Here is a 21,592-nt window from a genome sequence, read left to right as displayed (position 1 = left end):
TAATCGAAAATGATTTAGCAAAAAAAGAAAAGGATGTTCCACGTGGAACATCCTTTTTTTATTTGCTAAAAAACTGCGTTAAACAAAATCGCTTCCATAACAAAAACAATCTGTTGTATGGTCATTAACCATACCTACCGCTTGCATAAAAGCATAACAAATAGTTGGCCCTACAAAGTTAAAACCGAGCTTTTTAAGTGCTTTAGACATGGCCTCAGATTCTGCTGTTTGAGCAGGTAAATCCGCCGAAGTTAAATAATGATTTACGACAGGCTTACCGCCAACAAACTGCCAAAGAAATTCAGAAAAATCATTACCCTGCTCAACAAAGGCTAAATAGGCTTTGGCATTTCGAATAATAGAATTAACCTTTAGACGGTTCCTGATAATTCCAGGGTTTAATAGTAATTCTTCGACTTTGGCATCATCGAATGTGGCAATCACTTTTGGATCAAAATTGGCAAACAAAGCTTGGTAATTGTGTTGCTTCTTTAAAATGGTGATCCAAGATAATCCTGCTTGCTGACCATCCAAGCAAAGCTTTTCAAATAACTCGATGGGATCATAAACAGGCCGCCCCCAAACATTGTCATGATAGTCTTGATAAATAGGGTCATCACTGACCCAACCACAACGTTGTTGAACCATTTATTGAGTCCTTTACTATTTTTAATCTCTACGTTAAAAAATAACCTACATAAGCCTTTATCTACAAGGTATAATCAAAACCATTTTCTATTTATAGCCTAACCAGTAGATAAGCGGACATGACGACGAAACACGACGTAAAAACATTCCAGGGCTTTATTATGACCCTGCAGGAATTCTGGGCGCAGCAAGGTTGCGCAATAGTTCAACCATTAGACATGGAAGTTGGCGCTGGTACATTCCACCCAATGACATTCTTGCGCTCATTAGGCCCAGAGCCTATGAGTAGTGCTTATGTTCAGCCATGTCGTCGCCCTACCGATGGCCGTTACGGTGAAAACCCTAACCGTCTACAACACTACTATCAATTTCAAGTAGTGCTTAAGCCTTCTCCTAGCAATATTCAAGAGCTATACCTTGGCTCTTTAGAAGCACTAGGCGTAGATATGGGCGTCCATGATGTTCGCTTCGTAGAAGACAACTGGGAATCACCTACATTGGGTGCTTGGGGTCTAGGTTGGGAAGTTTGGTTAAACGGTATGGAAGTATCGCAATTTACCTACTTCCAACAAGTGGGCGGTTTAGAGTGTAAGCCTGTAACTGGTGAAATCACTTACGGCCTTGAACGTCTTGCGATGTATATCCAAGAAGTTGATAGCGTATATGACCTAGTATGGACAGACGGTCCAATGGGTAAAGTGATGTATGGTGATATTTTCCATCAGAACGAAGTTGAGCAATCAACCTATAACTTTGAACACGCCAATGTAGAAGTACTATTCAAGCAGTTTGATGATTGTGAAGTCGCTTGTCAGCATTTACTTGACCTTGAAAAGCCATTGCCTCTTCCTGCATACGAACAAGTAATGAAAGCATCTCATGCCTTTAACTTACTTGATGCTCGCCACGCGATTTCGGTTACTGAACGTCAACGTTATATTTTACGTGTACGTACTATGGCCAAAGGTGTTGCAGAGTCTTACTACCAAGCCCGTGAAGCGCTTGGTTTCCCAATGTGTAAGTAGAGGTAAATAGAATGAATGTTGAAAACTTACTCATTGAAGTGGGTACTGAAGAATTACCGCCAAAAGCATTACGTAAATTAGCTGAATCATTTTTAGCTAACTTCAGCGAAGAGCTAACCAAAGCTGAGTTGGCCTTTGAAAAAGCCACTTGGTACGCTGCGCCGCGCCGTTTAGCTATTAGCATTGAACAACTTGCTGTAGCTCAAGCTGACAAAGTCGTTGAAAAACGTGGCCCTGCTGTTGCCCAAGCATTTGATGCTGATGGCAACCCAACGAAAGCAGCTATGGGCTGGGCTCGTGGTAACGGCATCACTGTGGAACAAGCTGAGCGCTTGAAAACAGATAAAGGCGAATGGTTATTACACCAAGCTAAAGTGGTTGGCGTAGAAACTAAATCACTGATCGCAGCCATGGCGCAAAAAGCATTAGATAAGTTACCAATTCCTAAGCCAATGCGCTGGGGAAGTAACACCACACAATTTATCCGTCCGGTTCATACCGTTACTATGCTATTAGGTGATGAGTTAGTTGATGGTGAATTGTTAGGTATCAAATCAGCACGTACTATTCGTGGTCACCGCTTCATGGGCGTTGATACCTTCGAGTTAGATCATGCTGACAACTACTTAGCCGCTCTTGAGCAGCAAGGTAAGGTTTTAGCTGATTACCAACGTCGTAAAGATATAATCAAGACTAACGCTGAAGCTGCAGCCAAAGACATTGGCGGTGTTGCAGAACTTGAAGATGACTTACTTGAAGAAGTCACCTCTTTGGTTGAGTGGCCTGTGGTACTCACCGCTAACTTTGAAGAAAAGTTTTTAGACGTACCGGCTGAAGCCTTGGTTTACACCATGAAAGGCGATCAGAAATACTTCCCTGTATTTGATAAAGCCGGCCAGTTGCTACCAAACTTTATCTTCGTGACTAATATCGAATCTAAAGATCCACAGCAGATTATTTCAGGTAACGAAAAAGTAGTTCGTCCTCGTTTAGCTGATGCTGAGTTCTTCTTTGAAACAGATAAGAAAGAGTCATTAGAAGCGCGCCTTGCTAGCTTAGAAACGGTTGTATTCCAAAAGCAATTAGGCACGATTAAACAACGTGTTGAACGTATCTCTGCAATAGCCGGTTTTATTGCCACCAGCATTGATGCCAACAGCGAAGAAGCGAGCCGTGCAGGTTTACTGTCTAAGTCAGACTTAATGACCAATATGGTGATGGAGTTTACTGATCTTCAAGGCACTATGGGCATGCACTATGCACGCTTAAATGGTGAAACTGAAGCTGTCGCAGTTGCTTTAGCTGAACAATACAAGCCAAAGTTCTCTGGCGATACCGTGCCTACTGCACCTATTTCAATCTGTGTCGCGCTAGCTGAAAAGCTTGATACCTTAGTGGGTATTTTCGGTATTGGCCAAGCCCCTAAGGGTGCTGCAGATCCATTCGCACTGCGTCGTGCAGCGATTGGTATTATACGTATTTGTTTAGAAAACAACTTGCCATTAGACTTAGTTGATTTAATTGATAAAGCAAAACAATTACACGGTGAAAACCTCACTAACGACAATGTGTCTGAGCAAGTGCTTGAATTCTTCATGGGTCGTTTCCGCTCTTGGTATCAAGATCAAGGCGTCAGCGTTGACGTTATTCTTGCAGTGCTGGCACGTAAGCCTACTGCACCGGCTGACTTTGAAAGCCGTATTAAAGCTGTGGCGCACTTCAGAACGTTAGAGCAAGCCTCTGCTTTAGCTGCAGCTAACAAGCGTGTTTCTAACATTCTAGCCAAAGTTGAAGGCGAGACTGCCACTAGCATTGATGCCAGTTTATTGGTTGAACCTGCTGAGAAAGCATTAGCTGAAAAGTTAGCTGAACTGCAACCACAGCTTGCGCCATTATTTGCTGCGGCAAACTACCAAGAAGCGTTAGCATTACTGGCGAACCTGCGTGAAAGCGTTGATGCCTTCTTTGAAGGTGTCATGGTAATGGCTGATGATGAAGCCCTTAAGAATAACCGCTTAGCATTACTAAATAGCCTGCGTGAGCAATTCTTACATGCTGCAGATATCTCACTACTACAATAATAGTTAACCCTATTAAGTTGTAAAAAAAACGCGCTTTAACATCAGTTAAGCGCGTTTTTTATTGGCTGATTTTTAAAGCCTCATGATTAATTTTAAATGAAGACTTCGAATCAAATATTAAAAGCTAATCAGTTTTAGATGGAAAACATCAAACTCAGATTGATTCAAACCGACTTGCTGCAATAGCTGCTGTAAATCATCTTGTTCAAGTTTATCTTTTTGCCGCAACATAGAACACTCACTGATGATATTTGCCCGCCATACAGCCAATGCCATCATGTCTGTTGGACGATAATCAGAATTAGCTAATTGTGCTAGCTGAAACTCAAACTGTGCTGGCAGCTGCCAATGCTTCGCCAGTAACGCACTTAGCCCTAACGACTTAGTGGTCATCACTTGCTTAAACAATGCCGAACTTGGCTGTTCACCCGGCTCGGCTTTTTCAAAGGCATCCAGCAGCATTTTGAAAATGGCGATTTTGCCAACATCATGAAGTAATCCCAGTAAAAACACCGTATCAGCATCTTCTTCAGCTAAGTCACTGGCAATAAAAGCCACTTGCATTGAATGACGCCAAATTTCAGCGCCAAAACGCCTAAAGTAAATCGGCTTAATATCAATCATTTCTTTCACTAAACAACTGCGAACAAACTGACGTAATTGCACTCGCCCTAACTGCACAATAGCTTGGTGTAGATTAGTAATATCTTTGCCTGAACGCTTAAAAGCACTTGAGTTGCATAACTTTAATACTTCGACGCTCAGTACCGGATCTTGCTCAATTAACTGCAGTACTTGTTTGGTTTCAATCTCATCTTGGGATAGTTTATGGTCAAGCTCGGTTATGCGCCTTGGCAGTTTTAACACCTTGGCAGCAATATCTTGAGGTGCACTAAAAGCGATGTCGATTTCGGCTAATATGCTACGTTCAAGATTATTAGCCATGCCACCAGTTTTATGGCTACTCATAGGAAAAAGTAGACTATAAAACAGCGCCGACAAATCTATTTGTTGCGCCTCTTCTGGTGTTTCACTTGAGTTGCTTAAGTATGATTTAGTTTGCCTTACATATGAGTTACTAGAGCACAGTTTCGAGTCTGTAGCGCTTGACTCTTGGGTGTTAGCCGATAGCAATGAATGCTGCTCATTTAATGCTTTGGCTTGTTTGACCTCAACGGCCGGTCTTAAATTAAAAATCTTATTGAATAGCTTTTTAAACACAATAAATTACCTACACTTCAGGTAAATAGACAACAGTGACAAGATGAGTTTGTAGAGATTACCGATAAAAAAATGGGCGCCTTAAGGCACCCATTTAATGTATTTTAAACTCGACTACACGTCTAAGTTAGCAACGTTTAGCGCGTTAGTTTCAATGAAGTCACGACGCGGTTCAACTTGATCGCCCATCAAACAAGTAAACAATTGATCAGCGCCTACGGCATCTTCAATGGTGACTTGTAGCATACGACGAGTTTCAGGATCCATTGTAGTTTCCCACAATTGCTCAGGGTTCATTTCACCCAATCCTTTATAACGTTGGATGTACAAACCACGTTTAGCTTCAGACATAGTCCAATCAAGCGCCTCTAAGAAGCTATCAACTTCTTTCATACGCTCGCCACGTTTAACATAGCCGCCTTCTTCAATCATACCGTCTAATGCTGAGCCTAACTTAGCAATACGTTGGTAATCATTTGATTGGAAGAAGTCGTAACTAAATACGTAGTTAGTATCAATACCATGCTTACGGATTGTTAGGCTTGGTAGGTATACCTGACGTTCAGGATCTAATTGTGGTTCAATGTTATAAATAACGCCGTCAGTTTCAATCTCAATAAGGTCAGCGACAAAGGCATCACACCACTGCTTCATTTGTGCTTCGTCAGCCAGCATTTCATTGTTCAGTGCTGGGTGGTAAAGCATACGGTTACAAATAACCGTTGGGTAACGCTTAGTTAAACGCTCAATAACCGCTTCAACCTCACGATACTGGCTCACTAAACGCTCTAGTGGCTCACCTGTCATACCTGGTGCACCCGCAGAAGGGTAAATATGAGTACCATCTAACGCTTGAGTGGTTAAGTATTCCGTTAGTGCTGGCTCATCTTTTAGGTACTGCTCTTGCTTACCTTTTTTAACTTTAAATAAAGGTGGTTGAGCAATATAGATGTAACCACGTTCAATCAACTCTGGCATTTGACGGAAGAAGAAAGTCAACAGCAGCGTACGAATGTGCGAGCCATCGACGTCAGCATCGGTCATGATGATGATGTTGTGATAACGGGTTTTCTCAGGATCATAATCATCACGGCCAATACCACAACCTAATGCAGTGATCAGCGTCGCGACCTCTTGAGAAGATAACATTTTATCGAAACGTGCTTTTTCAACGTTAAGAATTTTACCTTTTAGCGGAAGAATAGCTTGGTTTTTACGGTTACGTCCCTGCTTGGCTGATCCGCCAGCAGAGTCCCCTTCCACTATGTATATTTCAGAAAGCCCAGGGTCTTTCTCTTGGCAATCAGCAAGCTTACCTGGCAAACCACCTAAATCTAATGCGCCTTTACGACGGGTCATTTCACGGGCTTTACGCGCCGCTTCACGAGCACGTGCCGCATCAACGATTTTACCAACAATTAATTTTGCATACGTTGGGTTTTCTAATAGGTAATCATTTAATTGCTCACCCATTGTTTGTTCAACCGCACCTTTCACTTCACTCGACACTAACTTGTCTTTAGTTTGTGAACTGAATTTAGGATCTGGCACTTTTACTGAAATAACCGCGGTTAACCCTTCACGAGCATCATCACCCGTTGCATTGGTTTTACCTTTTTTATTGAAACCTTCACGCTCCATATAGTTATTTAAGTTACGGGTTAATGCACCCCGGAAACCCGCTAAGTGAGTACCGCCATCACGTTGTGGGATGTTATTGGTAAAACAGAAAATCTTTTCTTGATAACCGTCATTCCACTGCATTGCCACTTCAACGGTAATGCCGTCTTCACGCTCTTGAGTAAAGTGGAAAACCTCTTTATTCACCGGCGTTTTATTGAGGTTAAGGTAATCAACGAAAGCACTGATGCCGCCTTCGTATTTAAAGAATTCATCACGGCCATCACGTTCATCAACTAAACGGATACCCACACCTGAGTTCAAGAATGATAATTCACGAACACGTTTAGCCAAGATGTCAAAGTGGAATAGCACATCTGAGAATGTTTCACTGCTTGGCCAGAAACGGATTGAAGTACCGGTTTTTTCTGATTCACCCACTGGGGTGATTGGCGTATCAGGTACACCCATTGAATAAAACTGCTCGTAAACTTTACCGTTACGACGAATGGTCATTTGCAGTTTTTCAGATAATGCGTTTACAACCGAAACACCAACACCGTGTAAGCCACCTGATACTTTATAAGAGTTATCATCAAACTTACCACCGGCATGAAGTACCGTCATAATAACTTCGGCAGCGGACACACCTTCTTCTTCATGAACCTCTACAGGAATACCACGGCCATCATCTTGTACTGATACCGAGCCATCTGAATGAATGGTGATAGTAATGTCACTACAGTGGCCTGCTAAGGCTTCATCGATAGAGTTATCGACCACTTCGAATACCATGTGATGAAGACCTGTACCATCGTCAGTATCGCCGATGTACATCCCTGGTCTCTTACGAACAGCATCAAGGCCTTTTAAAACCTTAATACTCGAAGAATCATAACTATTCTCTGACATATTTCTCTCTCGTTTTTATTCAACTACCGTGACTTGCCCATGTTCCACATGAAACATCTTACTTGGTGGGCTAGCCAGCGAATCGACTATTGCAACAGGATCAATCGCTGTGACAAAAATTTGTGCACCGGTTTCGGTTAACTGTTTTAGTAATAGTTGCCTATGCTGAGCATCTAACTCAGATGGAAGATCATCCACTAGGTAAATACTATGCTTGTTTTGCTGTTTTTGAAGCAATTTACCCTGTGCAAGGCGCAGTGCACAGACTAATAATTTTAACTGTCCTCGGGATAACGCATCCTGTACCGGTAAGCTGCCAACGCGTAATCGTAAATCCGCTTTATGTGGTCCACTGCCGGTATTTCCCGATGCTAAATCTCGGTGATATTGAGTTTTAAGTAACTCGGCAAATTCCGTTTTGCTATCCCAGCCACGGGTAAAGGAAACCTTAATATCAACCCGTGGTAAAAACTCTTCGATTATACCCTTAAGTAGCTCATTTAACGAGTCCACATATTGATTTCGTATCGAAGTAACCTGCTCAGCATAACGCACCAATTCCTTATCCCAAAATTGTATATTGGTGTAAGAGGCTCCATCTCTAAGAAGCTGATTTCTTTGCTTTAAAATTCTTCTGGTATTCACCCATGCCGTATAAAAATGACTGTCAGCATGAAAAGCTCCCCAGTCGATAAACTGCCGGCGTGCTTTTGGGCCTTCAAATAGTAAAGAAAAACTTTCAGGGGTGATAACTTGAATAGGTAACGTCTCAGCTAATACCGATAATCGCTTCACGTTATCGCCATTAAATTTAACATCAATGTCGCCATTGCGGAACCGTCTAAGGCCTAATTTAGCTTCGCCATTAGGCATTTCGAGCTTGGCAAACAAGGTCAGTTGATCTTGCTCAATATTGATAACCCGCTGGGACAGATGGCTACGAAACGAACGCCCCATACCGAGAAAATAAATGGCTTCTAAAATGCTGGTTTTACCACTGCCATTTTCACCATAAATTAAATTAAGCCCATCACTTGGCGCTAATGTCGCTGACAAAATATTTCGGAAATGTTCGATACTGAGGCGGGTTAAACTCATGGAAAATAAACAGACCCTAATTTAAAAAGAGTGAAACGAAAGAAGGTGCATTAATGTAGCACCTTCTTGGGGTAAAACGTTATAGTTAAACGGCGCTTAATCAAGTTTAAGCGACTATTTACTTATAAGCGCATTGGCATAACCACGTACATAGAGTCTTCTTCTGCGTGGTTTTCAATTAGTGCGCTTGAGTTACCGTCTATTAAGGTTATTCTAACATCATCACTGGCTAAATTATTTAATACGTCCAATAGATAGCTGACGTTAAAGCCAATTTCTAGGTTATCTGAGTTGTATTCAACATCGATAATCTCTTCTGCTTCTTCTTGCTCCGGGTTATTGGCGGTAATGCGCAATAATCCCGGCTCAAGCTGAATACGCACACCTCTGAACTTCTCATTCGACAAAATAGAAGCACGGGTTAACGCTTGTTTTAATTGATTACGACTAGCCACCACAATTTTGGTGCCGCCTTTAGGTAATACGCGGCGATAATCAGGGAAACGACCATCAACTAATTTACTGGTGAATACCGCATTGGCAGTAATCGCACGAATCGCACTATCACCAATCGCAATGGTAATATCACTGTCTTCACTTTCAAGTAAACGCGCCATTTCAACCACGCCTTTACGCGGCACAATCACTTGCTTCTCAGGTAAGCTGGTTTCTATTTGACGATGACTTAATGCTAAGCGATGACCGTCTGTGGCAATGGCCTTTAAGGTGTTACCTGCGGTTTCAAATAACAAGCCATTTAGATAATAACGCACATCTTGGTTTGCCATTGAAAATTGTGTCGAGTCAATAATCGACTTCAAAGTGCCCTGCTTTAAGCTAAATTCAATTTCAGCTTCAAACGCTTCAACATTGGGATAATCTGATGCTGGCAAGGTCGCCAGTGAAAAACGACTACGGCCTGAGCGTAATAACCATTTGTTCTCTTGCTGCTCAATTTTAATTTCAACTTGCTCAGGAAGAGATTTAACAATATCTAATAATTTTTTAGCCGGAACTGTGGTGCGTCCCACTTCAACTTCACCTTGGATGGGCGCTTGACCGACAAGCTCAACCTCTAAGTCCGTACCTGTAAGCTTAAGTGAGCCCTCACTAACTTCAACAAGTAGATTAGATAAAATTGGCAAGTTATGGCGTCTTTCTACTGCGCCACAAACCAACTGAAGTGGTTTTAATAGGGCATCCCTATCAATTGAAAATTTCATTCGTCTCAATTTCCCGATATTAAGAAGATAAGGTACGTATCAAGTTAGCATAATCTTCTTTAATGTCATGACTTTCTTCACGTAACTGAGCAATTTTTCTGCATGCATGTAATACAGTAGTATGATCACGACCACCAAATGCGTCACCAATTTCAGGCAAGCTTTGGTTAGTTAACTCTTTTGATAATGCCATTGCCACTTGACGTGGTCTGGCAACACTGCGCGAACGGCGCTTAGATAACATGTCAGCCATTTTAATTTTGTAATATTCAGCAACGGTTTTCTGAATATTATCAATGGTGACTAACTTTTCTTGTAACGCCAGTAAATCACGTAATGCTTCACGGACAAAATCAATGGTAATTGGACGTCCGGTAAAATTAGCATTAGCAATAACGCGATTTAATGCGCCTTCTAATTCACGCACATTTGAGCGCAAACGCTTAGCAATAAAAAATGCCACTTCATCAGGCAGATTAATGCCGCTCTCTTGTGCTTTACGCATTAAGATCGCCACACGGGTTTCAAGTTCTGGCGGTTCAATGGCAACGGTTAGGCCCCAACCAAAGCGAGATTTTAAGCGATCTTCAACACCATCGATTTCCTTGGGATATTTATCCGAAGTTAAAATGACTTGATGGTTACCTTCAAGTAATGCGTTAAAGGTATGGAAGAATTCTTCTTGAGAACGATCTTTATTGGCAAAAAATTGAATGTCATCAATAAATAATGCATCAACACTGCGGTAGTAACGTTTGAAATCTTCAATGGCGTTATTTTGCAGTGCTTTAACCATGTCCTGAACAAAGCGCTCAGAATGCATGTAAACCACTTTGGCATTGGGATTATTTTTGATGATCCCATTGCCAACAGCGTGTAATAAATGGGTTTTACCTAAACCAGTACCACCATATAAAAATAGTGGGTTATAGGCGCCACCTGGATTTTCAGCCACTTGAAGTGCAGCCGCTTTACCCAGTTGGTTTGATTTACCTTCAACAAAATTATCAAACTGGTAAGTCGGATTAATGTTACTGCGGTGGTTAGCATGCTCAACCGGTTCAGCTTGAGTATTAAACGAAGTACTAACGCGCGCTTTAGTATGGGTATTTTGAGGTTTCTTTATTTCAGCAATCACTGGTGCTGCAGGTTTAGCTGCAGACGGACGACTACCAATATCAAAACGCAGCTTAGGCGCATTGCCACCTAACTGTTCAGTGAAAAATTGATTAATGATATTGATATACTTATCACGAACCCAATCGAGCACAAAACGATTCGGCGCATAAAGTACCAAGGTATCACCATCCATTTCAGCTTGCAGCGGACGGATCCACATACTGAATTGCTGCGCAGACAATTCGTCTTGCAGTCTGCCGATACATTGTTGCCACAGTGAAACCGCCACTAAAAATCCTTAAATACCGTTTGTTGAAGGAGGGGTATTCTATCGTTAGATCTCAATGATCGCTATCGATAAAAAAAATTTTATCCCCAAGCTGATCATTGTATGTGGATATCTGTGATCTTTGAAGATCAAAATCGATCTATTTATTATGAATTGTTCATAGATCCTGCTTTATTAACCGATCAACATTGATCTATAATAGCGCGACTTTGATCTAGTAAAACTATCTTAGATCCACTACATATTGTGTTGGTACACAGAGTTATCCACATCCTGTGGTAGATTTTTAGGGTACTTATCAAAGTTAAATTGGTAAAAATTGTTCATATAGTCATTTTCCTAGTTGACGGTAGTGATTAAAGTGATTACAATTCGGCCTCTTTTTTGCCCTTGCGTCTTATTTCAAGAATGTAAGGTTTATTAACTACTAAATATACGGATTGCCAAAATGAGTAAACGTACTTTTCAACCAAGCAACCTGAAGCGTAAGCGTTCTCACGGCTTCCGCGCACGTATGGCCACTGTAGGCGGCCGTAAAGTGATTGCACGTCGTCGTGCAAAAGGTCGCGCTCGTTTATCTGCTTAATCAGTAGATATTCATAGTGACTAGCTATGCTTTTACGCGGGAGTTGCGTTTGCTAACTCCCGCGCAATTTAAATCTGTATTTTCAAATCCCATCAAAGCATCTTCTGCTGAAATAACTCTGCTTGCTATTCCAAATTCAGAGCAACATCCTCGTATTGGATTAACTGTCGCAAAACGTTTTGTTAAAAATGCCAGTGACCGAAATCGCATTAAACGAGTGATAAGAACTAATTTCCGTTTACACCAGCATGATATTCCAGACCTTGATATAGTTGTCTTGGTAAGAAATGGCGTGGTTGATATGGAAAATGCAGACCTACATAAATTAATAGAGAAGTTATGGCGCAAACTCAGTCGCCGTTACAATGGTTAGCCACAAAGGCTATTCGTGGCTACCAACTCTTTATCAGCCCTATGCTGGGACCCCGCTGTAGATTCAATCCAACATGCTCTTATTATGCAATTGATGCAATAAAAACGCATGGAACTGCGAAAGGTTGTTGGCTTGCGGCGAAACGCATACTAAAATGTCATCCTTTACATCCCGGCGGAAGTGATCCCGTCCCCCCTAAAAACGACAGGTGTAACAAATAGGCTATGGAATCTCAACGTAATTTAATGCTTATCGCTCTGCTTTTTGTCAGCTTTTTAATGTGGCAAGCATGGCAAGACGATAAAGCCCCGCAACCAGTAGCGGCCCAAACAACGTCACAGACTACTAATGTTGCGTCACAAAACGTTAGCGATGTACCAGAGGCTGATGCAGGCATGCCTGTTCAATTACCTGCTACACAAAATTTAATTACTGTGAAAACAGATCAACTAGACATTAAAATCAGCCCAGTAGGCGGTGATATTGTTTATGCTGCATTAGTTGATCATAAAGTTGAAATAGACAGTGATGACCCATTCGTAATACTTGAACAAAATGGTTCATTTAATTACATCTCACAAAGTGGTCTTATTGGCCGCGATGGTATTGATAGCAGCCGCCATGGTCGCGCTCAATTTTCAGCAGAATCTGAAAATTATGTGTTAGCCGATGGCCAAGACTCTTTATCAGTACCGCTTAATTATGTTGATGCTAATGGCGCAGCATATACCAAAGTATTTACCTTCACCCGTGGTCAATTTGATGTGACTGTTGATTACAATGTAAACAACACCACTTCAGCACCGCTGCAAATGCAAATGTATGGTCAAATAAAACAAACTGTACAAGCATCTGAAAGCAGCATGATGATGCCAACTTACCGTGGTGCAGCATACTCGACTAGCGATGTTCGTTACGAAAAGTATGACTTTGATGACATTGCAAAAAGTAACCTAAACCAACAGACACTAGGTGGTTGGGCAGCAATGCTACAACACTACTTTGTATCAGCTTGGGTGCCGCCTGCAGCTGATTCAAATACTATTTTTACCAGCATGAGTGCTGGCGGCCAAGCCAATGTTGGTTTCCGCGGCGCGGTACATGATATTGCACCAGGTGCACAGCAAACCATTAGTGCCCAATTCTATGTTGGCCCTAAAAACCAAGAAGCTTTATCTAAAATTTCTGAAACATTAAACCTTGTTGTAGATTATGGTTTCCTTTGGTGGTTAGCTATCCCAATTCACTGGTTATTGATGTTCTATCAATCCTTTGTAGGTAACTGGGGTGTGGCGATTATTTTAATTACCCTAACCGTGCGTGGTCTTTTATACCCGCTAACCAAAGCACAATACTCGTCAATGGCTAAAATGCGTAACTTGCAGCCTAAACTGACAGAAATGAAAGAACGCTTAGGTGATGACCGCCAGAAAATGGGTCAAGCCATGATGGAGCTGTATAAGAAAGAGAAAGTTAACCCTATGGGTGGCTGTCTTCCTATCTTGCTGCAAATGCCAATTTTCATCGCCTTGTATTGGGTATTACTAGAAAGCTATGAATTACGCCATGCGCCATTCATGCTTTGGATTACCGATTTGTCGGTTCAAGATCCTTACTATGTATTACCATTATTAATGGGTGTGTCTATGTGGTTAATGCAAAAAATGCAACCAATGGCACCGACTATGGATCCTATGCAAGTGAAAATGATGCAGTGGATGCCAGTTATCTTTACTGTGTTCTTCCTATGGTTCCCAGCCGGTCTAGTTCTATACTGGTTAGTAGGTAACTTAGTCGCTATTACCCAGCAAAAGATTATTTATGCAGGTTTAGAGAAAAAAGGCTTAAAATAAGTCATAGCTCAAACTGATATAATCAACAAAGGCGGCTATTAAGCCGCCTTTTCCTTTACTATTTCAACAAGGTTTTCCTCAATGACAGACACTATCGTGGCACAAGCAACCGCACCAGGTCGTGGCGGCGTAGGTATCATTCGTATTTCAGGCGATAAAGCCACGGAAGTCGCACATAGCGTATTAGGCCATTTACCTAAAACCCGTTATGCCGATTACTGTGATTTTAAAAACGCGTCAGGCGAGGTCATTGATCAGGGAATCGCACTGTTTTTTAAAGGACCAAACTCCTTTACCGGTGAAGATGTATTAGAGCTTCAAGGCCATGGCGGCCAAATTGTGCTTGATATGCTGATCAAACGCGTGATGGAAGTAGATGGCATTCGTATCGCTAAGCCCGGTGAATTTAGCGAGCAAGCCTTTATGAACGACAAGCTGGATTTAACCCAAGCAGAAGCCATTGCCGATTTAATTGATGCCACCAGTGAACAAGCGGCTAAGAGCGCGTTAAACTCACTTCAGGGCGAGTTTTCTGATGAAGTACATCAGTTAGTCGAGCAAGTGACTAATTTGCGCTTATACGTCGAAGCAGCCATTGATTTCCCTGATGAAGAAGTCGACTTTTTATCTGACGGTAAAATCGCTAACTCACTGTATAACATCATCGCCAAATTAGACTTAGTCCAAGCCAGTGCCAAGCAAGGCTCAATTATTCGTGAAGGCATGAAAGTGGTAATTGCTGGTCGTCCTAATGCCGGTAAATCAAGCCTATTAAATGCCCTAGCAGGTAAAGAGTCTGCCATTGTCACTGAAATTGCAGGGACTACCCGTGATGTACTGCGCGAGCATATTCACCTTGATGGCATGCCACTGCATATTATAGATACCGCCGGTTTACGTGACACCGCTGATACCGTTGAAAAAATTGGTATTGAGCGTGCGTGGGATGAGATAGCAACCGCCGATAGAGTGTTATTTATGGTTGATGGCACCACTACCACCTATGTAAACCCTCACGATATTTGGCCAGATTTTATTGACCGTTTACCGAAAAAACTCGGCGTCACAGTTATTCGTAACAAAGCGGACTTAACCGGTGAGCCAGTAATGACCACTGATGAGCACGGCTATAGCGTTTATCGCATTTCAGCGAAAACCGGCTTAGGGGTTGAAGAGCTTAAACAGCACCTTAAATCATTAATGGGTTATCAAAGTAACCTTGAAGGCGGTTTTATTGCCCGTCGTCGTCATTTAGAAGCCCTAGATTTAGCTGCCAGTCACTTACAACTGGGTAAAGAGCAGTTAGAAGTGTATTTAGCCGGCGAGTTATTAGCAGAAGAATTACGTATGTGCCAAATGGCGCTATCTGAAATTACCGGTAAGTTCACCTCAGATGATCTGCTGGGTAAAATCTTTAGCTCATTCTGTATTGGTAAATAGGATCGCTCATGATATTGGCAAATAAGGTTATCGTGCTCGATTTCGAAACCACAGGCTTATCACCTAATAATGCAGATCGCGCCATCGAAATTGGTGCGGTAAAACTCATTGATGGCGTGATCGTCGATAGCTTTCAAGAATTAATGAATCCGGGTAGATCGGTAAACAGTTTTATTGAAAATTACACCGGCATCACCAATGCCATGCTTAAAGAGGCAGATTCTTGTGAAGCAGTCATGACTCGCTTTGCCGATTTTATTGAAGACTTTAACTTAGTGGCCCACAACGCCAGCTTTGATAAGAAGTTTTTAGATGCCGAGTTTGAGCATTGTCAGCAACAATATTCTGGCCAATTTGCCTGTTCATTATTACTGTCGCGCCGCATTAGCCAAGATGCGCCAAACCATAAATTAGGCACCTTAGTTGAATATCATCAGCTGCCTAATGATGGCGTGTTTCACCGCGCATTAGCCGATGCCACCATGACAGCACATTTATGGAATCATCAACTGCAGCTGCTGCAACAGCAACTGCCCCATAAAGCGATTACTTTTGAGCTGATTAACCAGATTTCAAAGCGCCCTAAAGCCCAAGTTAATGGTTACTTACAATCTTTATAACGGCTAACTTATAGCAACTAAAATAACCCATAATACGGCTCGTTAAGGTAATTCAGCGGCGAGCTTATCCACCAGTAACCTCACTTTGGGTGACAAATGCCGATTGTGAGGATACAAAGCCCAAATCCCCTCTTGCTGCTGTTTATACGACTCTAAAATAACTGAAAGCTTGCCCTCTTTTATCGCGTCGGCCACGTAGTAACCCGGTAGTTGTACAATCCCCAAACCTTTAATGGCTGCATTGAGTAAACTAATGCCACTACTGCACTGTAAATTGCCCTGCACTTTAATACTTCTAGCTTGGCCCTGTTCATTAAAATGCCAGTGCGGCTGCGAGCCAATCAAACAATTGTGTTGAGCTAATTCAGATAATGAATAAGGCGCGCCGAAACGATTAATATAATCAGGGGCGGCGCAAACAAACTGCTCACGGCTGGTTAAGCGCTTTGCCATCATGCTCGAATCAGGTAAACGCCCTAACCTAATCGCTAAATCATAGCCGCCTTCCACTAAATCTAACTGCCTGTTAGTTAACTCACAAATCACTTCAACATCAGGGTGCTGCTGCATATAGTCAGTGACAATCGGCATCACAAATGACTCACCATAGGTCACTGGTGCGGTAAGCTTAATTAACCCTTGGGGTTTATTTTGCAAACTACTTATAGCCCGCTCAGCTTCTTCAAGGCCATCGATAACTTGGCGGCAATGGCGATAAAATATATGGCCTTCTTCAGTTAACGACACTTTACGGGTGGTGCGATAAAACAATTTTGTGCTTAACCTATTTTCAATTTGGCTAATTTGGCGGCTCACTTGCGCGGTCGAAATAGCTAAACGTTTACCTGCTGCCGTAAAGCTATCCGTTTCAGCCACCGCGACAAATTCGTAAACCCCTTCCCATGGCAACATTATTACCACCTCGTAAAAGTAAATTGTATTTACAGCCCATTATCAACTGACAGAAAATAAATACAATAGATCCATCATCTACTGAGCCTCATCTACACTAAGTAGATCCACTTTTATGGTTAACGTTAAAAGGACAAACACAATGTCAGCACAATTTATGAAATCTAAGGCCGCTATTGCATGGGGACCAGGACAGCCATTATCGGTTGAAGAAGTCGACGTGATGTATCCAAAAGCGGGTGAAGTCATGGTGAAAATCATCGCTTCTGGTGTTTGCCACACCGATGCATTTACCTTATCTGGCGATGATCCAGAAGGTGTTTTCCCGGCTATTTTAGGTCATGAAGGTGGCGGAATTGTAGAGATGGTTGGTGAAGGTGTTACCAGTGTCAAAGTCGGCGACCATGTTATTCCGTTATACACCGCAGAATGCGGTACATGTAAATTCTGCACTTCAGGTAAAACCAACCTTTGTAGTGCAGTTCGTGAAACCCAAGGCAAAGGCTTAATGCCTGATGGCACTACCCGTTTTTATAAAGATGGCCAGCCTATTTTCCATTACATGGGGTGTTCAACCTTCTCTGAATATACTGTATTACCGGAAATTTCATTAGCGAAAGTCAATAAAGACGCACCACTTGAAGAAGTGTGTTTACTCGGTTGTGGTGTAACAACCGGTATGGGCGCGGTATTGAACACAGCTAAAGTCCAAAAAGGCGATACTGTGGCAATCTTCGGTCTAGGCGGTATTGGTTTATCTGCCATTATTGGCGCAACTATGGCCGGAGCATCACGCATTATCGGCATTGATTTAAATGAATCTAAATTTGAACTCGCCACCAAACTTGGCGCGACTGATTGCATTAATCCAAAAAATTATGACAAACCGATTGAGGATGTCATTGTGGAAATGACCGATGGCGGCGTAGATTTCTCATTTGAGTGTATTGGTAACGTCAACGTTATGCGCAGTGCGCTTGAGTGTTGTCATAAAGGCTGGGGCGAATCCGTTGTTATCGGCGTTGCCGGTGCTGGTCAAGAAATTTCAACTCGTCCATTTCAACTAGTTACTGGTCGAGTATGGAAAGGTAGTGCATTTGGCGGCGTTAAAGGGCGTAGTCAGTTACCCGGTATTGTTGAGCAATACTTAAATGGTGAATTTAAACTAGATCAATTCATTACTCATACCATGGGTCTTGAAGGAATAAATGATGCCTTTGATTTAATGCACAGCGGTGAAAGCATCCGCAGTGTCATTCACTTCGATAAGTAAATCTTATTCGTGTATTGGATTAATATCATGCCCTTAACCTTATGCTAAGGGCATTTTTATAAAAAGTGACCAATCAAATGACTTTAGAAAACGTCAGTAGTAATAAAATGTTCGGCGGCTGGTTAAAACAATATAGCCATCACTCTGATACGTTAAACTGCCAAATGCGCTTTGCCATTTATCTGCCGCCACAAGCAGCATCGCAAAAAGTGCCGGTGCTATATTGGTTGTCAGGCTTAACCTGCACCGACGAAAACGTAATGCAAAAATCAGGCATTCAACGAGTTGCAGCAGAGCTTGGCATTGCTATTGTGGCTCCAGATACCAGCCCGCGCGGAGATAATGTCGCAGATGATGTCAATGGCGCTTATGATTTTGGTTTAGGCGCCGGATTTTATCTTAATGCCACCCAAGCGCCCTTTAATACCCACTATCAAATGTATGACTATGTGGTAAAAGAATTGCCAGCCTTTATTGAGCAGCATTTTCCAGTGACAAGCATGCGCAGTATCAGTGGCCACTCTATGGGCGGTCATGGCGCCATTACCATCGGGCTTAAAAATCCGCAGCAATATCAATCTATTTCGGCATTTAGTCCGATCTGTAATCCGATAAGTTGCCCTTGGGGGCAAAAGGCTTTTAACGGTTATTTAGGATCAGATCAAACAAGCTGGGCTGAATACGACAGCAGCGAGTTAATGAAAAACTCGATGGTTAAGGTACCTATGCTGGTGGATCAAGGCACTGAAGATAACTTTCTAGTTGAACAACTAAAACCTGAAAGCTTAATTGAAGCCGCTAAAGCTCAGCAATACCCGCTGACCTTACGCATGCAGGAAGGCTATGATCACAGTTATTTCTTTATCAGTAGCTTTATTGAAGATCATCTTCGGTTTCATGCAAAGTACTTATTAAAGTAAGTCATTATTTGTTATGACCGAACACAAAAAGGGAGTGAATAATCACTCCCTTTTTGATCCGTTATAATGAATATATTTTAGAATTCACGACACATTTATGAATTATTTTGCGCCAATTTTGCAAAGTACTTCTTAGAAGCGGCTCTGACTTTAGGGGCTAATAAAATTGCAGAGGTCATGGTTGGAATCGCCATTAAGGCATAGGCAGCATCAATAATATTAACGATTTCTTGAATGGTTGCTGTTGCAGCAAACAGTATCGCCAGCAAGAAAAATAATTGATATAGGCGTAATCTTTTGCGACCAAATAAAAATGCAAAGCACTGACCACCATAAAATGCTTGAGTAAAAATGGTGCTGATACTGAAAAATACCACGCAAAGGATCAGCAAATACGGACCAACGCCAGGCATAGTAACTTCAAAGGCTTGAGCCGATAAATTAACCCCCTCAGCTTCAGTTCCTTGCCACACCCCCGAAATTAAAATGATCATTGCCGTGGCGGTGCACACTAATAAGGTATCAATAGCAGGACCCAGCATGGCCACTAAGCCTTCTTTTACTGGTTCGTTGGTTTTGGCACTACCATGCGCCATTACTTCAGTGCCAATACCCGCTTCATTTGAAAAAGCCGCTCGGCGGATACCGATCAACATGGTGCCCAATATGCCACCACCAACCGAATTAAGTGAAAATGCTTCAGTGATAATAAGCTTAAAATAACTCGGTATATCAGCAATATTGGCAGCAATAACATAAAAAGCGCAGCCCATATAAATGACGATCATTAACGGCACGACTTTAGTGGCCACCGAAGCAATGCGTTTAATCCCGCCTAATATCACGCTGGCAACGATCAGCATAACCACAATCCCTAAGCTTAAATCCACCCAAAAGGTGGATTGATCACTGGGAAAATAGCCAGGTTTAACAATTAACCACTCACGAATAATCTGTACTAATTGATTGGCATTAAACAACGGAAAATTACCAACAAGACCAACAACACAAAAAAATACCGCTAAAAAGTGCCATTTTTTGCTTAAACCTTGAGTGATTATGTACATGGGCCCCCCTGCACATCACCATTTTCATCCTTGCCGCGATACATAATAGCTAAGGTACAGGTGAAAAATTTAGTCGCCATTCCCACAATAGCGCTAATCCACATCCAAAAGATGGCCCCCGGTCCACCCACCATAATAGCCACTGCAACACTACCAATATTACCCATACCAACGGTGCCGGCCATGGCACTGGATAACGCCCCTGCGTGGCTAATATGCCCCACAGCGCCTTTATCAGGATATTTACCACGGACAATATTTATAGCGTGGCCAATGTAGCGAAAAGGAATAAAACGTGAATAAATCAGGAAGAAAAGCCCACCACCTACCAGTAAAACCAGCATGTGAGGCCCCCATGCTAAATCAGCCATTTGAGCCGTAATTGAAACCAGAGACATAATAAAAGTTAATTTCTTGTTAATTGTAATTATTGAAAATACGGATAAAAACCACTTTGTGCAATGCTAAATAGGCGTAAACTAACCCTATAAGTAGTGTTTAACAGTAATCATCTAGGATAAAACATGGCAAAAATAGATATTTTAGTGGGCTCAACTCAAGGCGGAACCGAATATGTGGCCGACGATATGGCGGCTCAGCTTAACGAAATAGGCCACCAAACCTGCATTCATTTAGCCGCAAACTTGGATGATCTTGACCCTAAATCACTGTGGATCATTGTCAGTTCAACTCATGGCGCAGGCGATCTTCCAGACAATTTAGCCCCCTTTTATCAGCAATTATTGACCTCAAATAGCGATCTAAGCGAGTTAAAATTTGCTTTGTGCGCAATTGGCGACTCAAGTTACGACACTTTTTGTCTTGGGCCTGAAAAAATAATTTCAAGACTCGATCAGCTCGGTGCAAAACAGTTTGTGAATAAGATCCAAATTGATGTTCAAAAGGATCCTGTCCCAGAAGATCCGGCACTAGCTTGGCTTTCAGAATGGCAATCCTCCATTTAGATCCCCAAAAAGCCAGAGAGCTTGGTTAACATCTTTATTTATACCCACAATAACAACCCATCTTATCCACAAAAAGCAAAATACGATCATAACTTTGTGGATAAGCTATTATTTTTACCGATCATAACGCTGTACAGATCTTAAGGTGATCTACTCGAAGATCACCCCTGTGGATAACTAGCCGATCTATCCCCAAGTTATATTGAGTTTGATCCTTCATTGATCACAGGATCGTTTTGTCGTTAACCTATGAAAATAAACAAATAAATGAGTTACCCACAGAAAAGTGCGATCCTAATAGTAATAGTAATAAAAAGATCTATTTAAAGATCTTAAGATCTATTAAG

Annotated in this window: 18 protein-coding genes and 1 pseudogene; 11 read left to right on the top strand and 8 right to left on the bottom strand. The window is 42.0% G+C overall.

The genetic code is table 11. The features are described from left to right. Window positions 1-78: 78 nt before the first annotated feature. The gene (locus BCU57_RS18785) at window positions 79-648 is read right to left on the bottom strand and encodes a DNA-3-methyladenine glycosylase I (RefSeq protein ID WP_102436424.1); all 570 of its coding nucleotides are present in this window, start codon (window positions 646-648) and stop codon (window positions 79-81) included. 119 nt (window positions 649-767) lie between these two features. On the opposite strand from BCU57_RS18785, the gene glyQ reads away from it, so the two are divergent. Both glyQ and glyS read left to right on the top strand, forming a co-directional pair. Further along, window positions 768-1,673: a glycine--tRNA ligase subunit alpha gene (gene glyQ / locus BCU57_RS18780; protein WP_102436422.1), complete on the top strand. Its 906-nt coding sequence runs from the start codon at window positions 768-770 to the stop codon at window positions 1,671-1,673. Window positions 1,674-1,684: 11 nt separating this feature from the next. Then, window positions 1,685-3,754 carry a glycine--tRNA ligase subunit beta gene (glyS, locus tag BCU57_RS18775; protein ID WP_102436420.1) on the top strand — a complete coding sequence of 690 codons (2,070 nt, stop codon included), beginning with the start codon at window positions 1,685-1,687 and terminating at the stop codon, window positions 3,752-3,754. A gap of 117 nt (window positions 3,755-3,871) precedes the next feature. On the opposite strand, the gene BCU57_RS18770 is transcribed toward glyS, so the two are convergent. From BCU57_RS18770 to dnaA, 5 genes are all read right to left on the bottom strand, one after another. Further along, on the bottom strand, window positions 3,872-4,975 hold the full coding sequence (locus BCU57_RS18770; RefSeq protein WP_102436418.1) for an HDOD domain-containing protein: 1,104 nt from the start codon (window positions 4,973-4,975) through the stop codon (window positions 3,872-3,874). 114 nt (window positions 4,976-5,089) lie between these two features. Then, window positions 5,090-7,507, bottom strand: a complete 2,418-nt coding sequence (gyrB, locus tag BCU57_RS18765) for a DNA topoisomerase (ATP-hydrolyzing) subunit B (RefSeq protein WP_102436416.1) — start codon at window positions 7,505-7,507, stop codon at window positions 5,090-5,092. 15 nt (window positions 7,508-7,522) lie between these two features. Beyond that, window positions 7,523-8,605: a DNA replication/repair protein RecF gene (recF, locus tag BCU57_RS18760; RefSeq protein WP_102436414.1), complete on the bottom strand. Its 1,083-nt coding sequence runs from the start codon at window positions 8,603-8,605 to the stop codon at window positions 7,523-7,525. 122 nt (window positions 8,606-8,727) lie between these two features. Next, window positions 8,728-9,828, bottom strand: coding sequence for a DNA polymerase III subunit beta (dnaN, locus tag BCU57_RS18755; protein WP_102436412.1), 1,101 nt, complete (start codon window positions 9,826-9,828; stop codon window positions 8,728-8,730). A 19-nt stretch (window positions 9,829-9,847) separates the two neighbouring features. Further along, on the bottom strand, window positions 9,848-11,236 hold the full coding sequence (gene dnaA / locus BCU57_RS18750; RefSeq protein ID WP_076541770.1) for a chromosomal replication initiator protein DnaA: 1,389 nt from the start codon (window positions 11,234-11,236) through the stop codon (window positions 9,848-9,850). Window positions 11,237-11,684: 448 nt separating this feature from the next. On the opposite strand from dnaA, the gene rpmH reads away from it, so the two are divergent. From rpmH to BCU57_RS18720, 6 genes are all read left to right on the top strand, one after another. Continuing rightward, window positions 11,685-11,822, top strand: a complete 138-nt coding sequence (rpmH, locus tag BCU57_RS18745) for a 50S ribosomal protein L34 (protein ID WP_011867659.1) — start codon at window positions 11,685-11,687, stop codon at window positions 11,820-11,822. A 16-nt stretch (window positions 11,823-11,838) separates the two neighbouring features. Then, complete coding sequence (gene rnpA, locus BCU57_RS18740; RefSeq protein ID WP_076541772.1) at window positions 11,839-12,195, top strand: ribonuclease P protein component; 357 nt, start codon at window positions 11,839-11,841, stop codon at window positions 12,193-12,195. Continuing rightward, the gene (yidD, locus tag BCU57_RS18735; RefSeq protein ID WP_076541774.1) at window positions 12,162-12,416 is read left to right on the top strand and encodes a membrane protein insertion efficiency factor YidD; all 255 of its coding nucleotides are present in this window, start codon (window positions 12,162-12,164) and stop codon (window positions 12,414-12,416) included. Before rnpA ends, yidD begins: the two co-directional genes overlap by 34 nt. A 3-nt stretch (window positions 12,417-12,419) precedes the next feature. Beyond that, on the top strand, window positions 12,420-14,048 hold the full coding sequence (yidC, locus tag BCU57_RS18730) for a membrane protein insertase YidC (RefSeq protein ID WP_102436410.1): 1,629 nt from the start codon (window positions 12,420-12,422) through the stop codon (window positions 14,046-14,048). A gap of 81 nt (window positions 14,049-14,129) precedes the next feature. Beyond that, on the top strand, window positions 14,130-15,488 hold the full coding sequence (gene mnmE, locus BCU57_RS18725; protein WP_102436408.1) for a tRNA uridine-5-carboxymethylaminomethyl(34) synthesis GTPase MnmE: 1,359 nt from the start codon (window positions 14,130-14,132) through the stop codon (window positions 15,486-15,488). Window positions 15,489-15,496: 8 nt separating this feature from the next. After that, on the top strand, window positions 15,497-16,108 hold the full coding sequence (locus tag BCU57_RS18720; protein WP_102436406.1) for a PolC-type DNA polymerase III: 612 nt from the start codon (window positions 15,497-15,499) through the stop codon (window positions 16,106-16,108). 42 nt (window positions 16,109-16,150) lie between these two features. Here the strand turns inward: BCU57_RS18720 and BCU57_RS18715 are convergent, their stop codons facing one another. Further along, complete coding sequence (locus BCU57_RS18715) at window positions 16,151-17,020, bottom strand: LysR substrate-binding domain-containing protein (RefSeq protein ID WP_102436404.1); 870 nt, start codon at window positions 17,018-17,020, stop codon at window positions 16,151-16,153. A 142-nt stretch (window positions 17,021-17,162) separates the two neighbouring features. On the opposite strand from BCU57_RS18715, the gene BCU57_RS18710 reads away from it, so the two are divergent. Then, window positions 17,163-18,293: an S-(hydroxymethyl)glutathione dehydrogenase/class III alcohol dehydrogenase gene (locus tag BCU57_RS18710; RefSeq protein ID WP_102436402.1), complete on the top strand. Its 1,131-nt coding sequence runs from the start codon at window positions 17,163-17,165 to the stop codon at window positions 18,291-18,293. A 77-nt stretch (window positions 18,294-18,370) separates the two neighbouring features. Further along, window positions 18,371-19,213, top strand: coding sequence for an S-formylglutathione hydrolase (gene fghA / locus BCU57_RS18705; RefSeq protein ID WP_102436400.1), 843 nt, complete (start codon window positions 18,371-18,373; stop codon window positions 19,211-19,213). Between the two features lie 95 nt (window positions 19,214-19,308). On the opposite strand, the pseudogene BCU57_RS18700 reads toward fghA, so the two are convergent. Further along, a pseudogene (locus BCU57_RS18700) lies at window positions 19,309-20,447 on the bottom strand (alanine/glycine:cation symporter family protein). A gap of 357 nt (window positions 20,448-20,804) precedes the next feature. Between BCU57_RS18700 and mioC the strand changes: the two are divergent. Then, entirely contained in the window at window positions 20,805-21,245 is a 441-nt protein-coding gene (gene mioC, locus BCU57_RS18695; RefSeq protein ID WP_102436396.1) for an FMN-binding protein MioC, read from the top strand. Window positions 21,246-21,592: the final 347 nt, after the last annotated feature.

The sequence above is a fragment of the Shewanella sp. 10N.286.48.B5 genome, from assembly GCF_002874355.2.
Taxonomy (GTDB): domain Bacteria; phylum Pseudomonadota; class Gammaproteobacteria; order Enterobacterales; family Shewanellaceae; genus Shewanella.
This window is presented reverse-complemented; position numbering and strand designations above follow the sequence as displayed.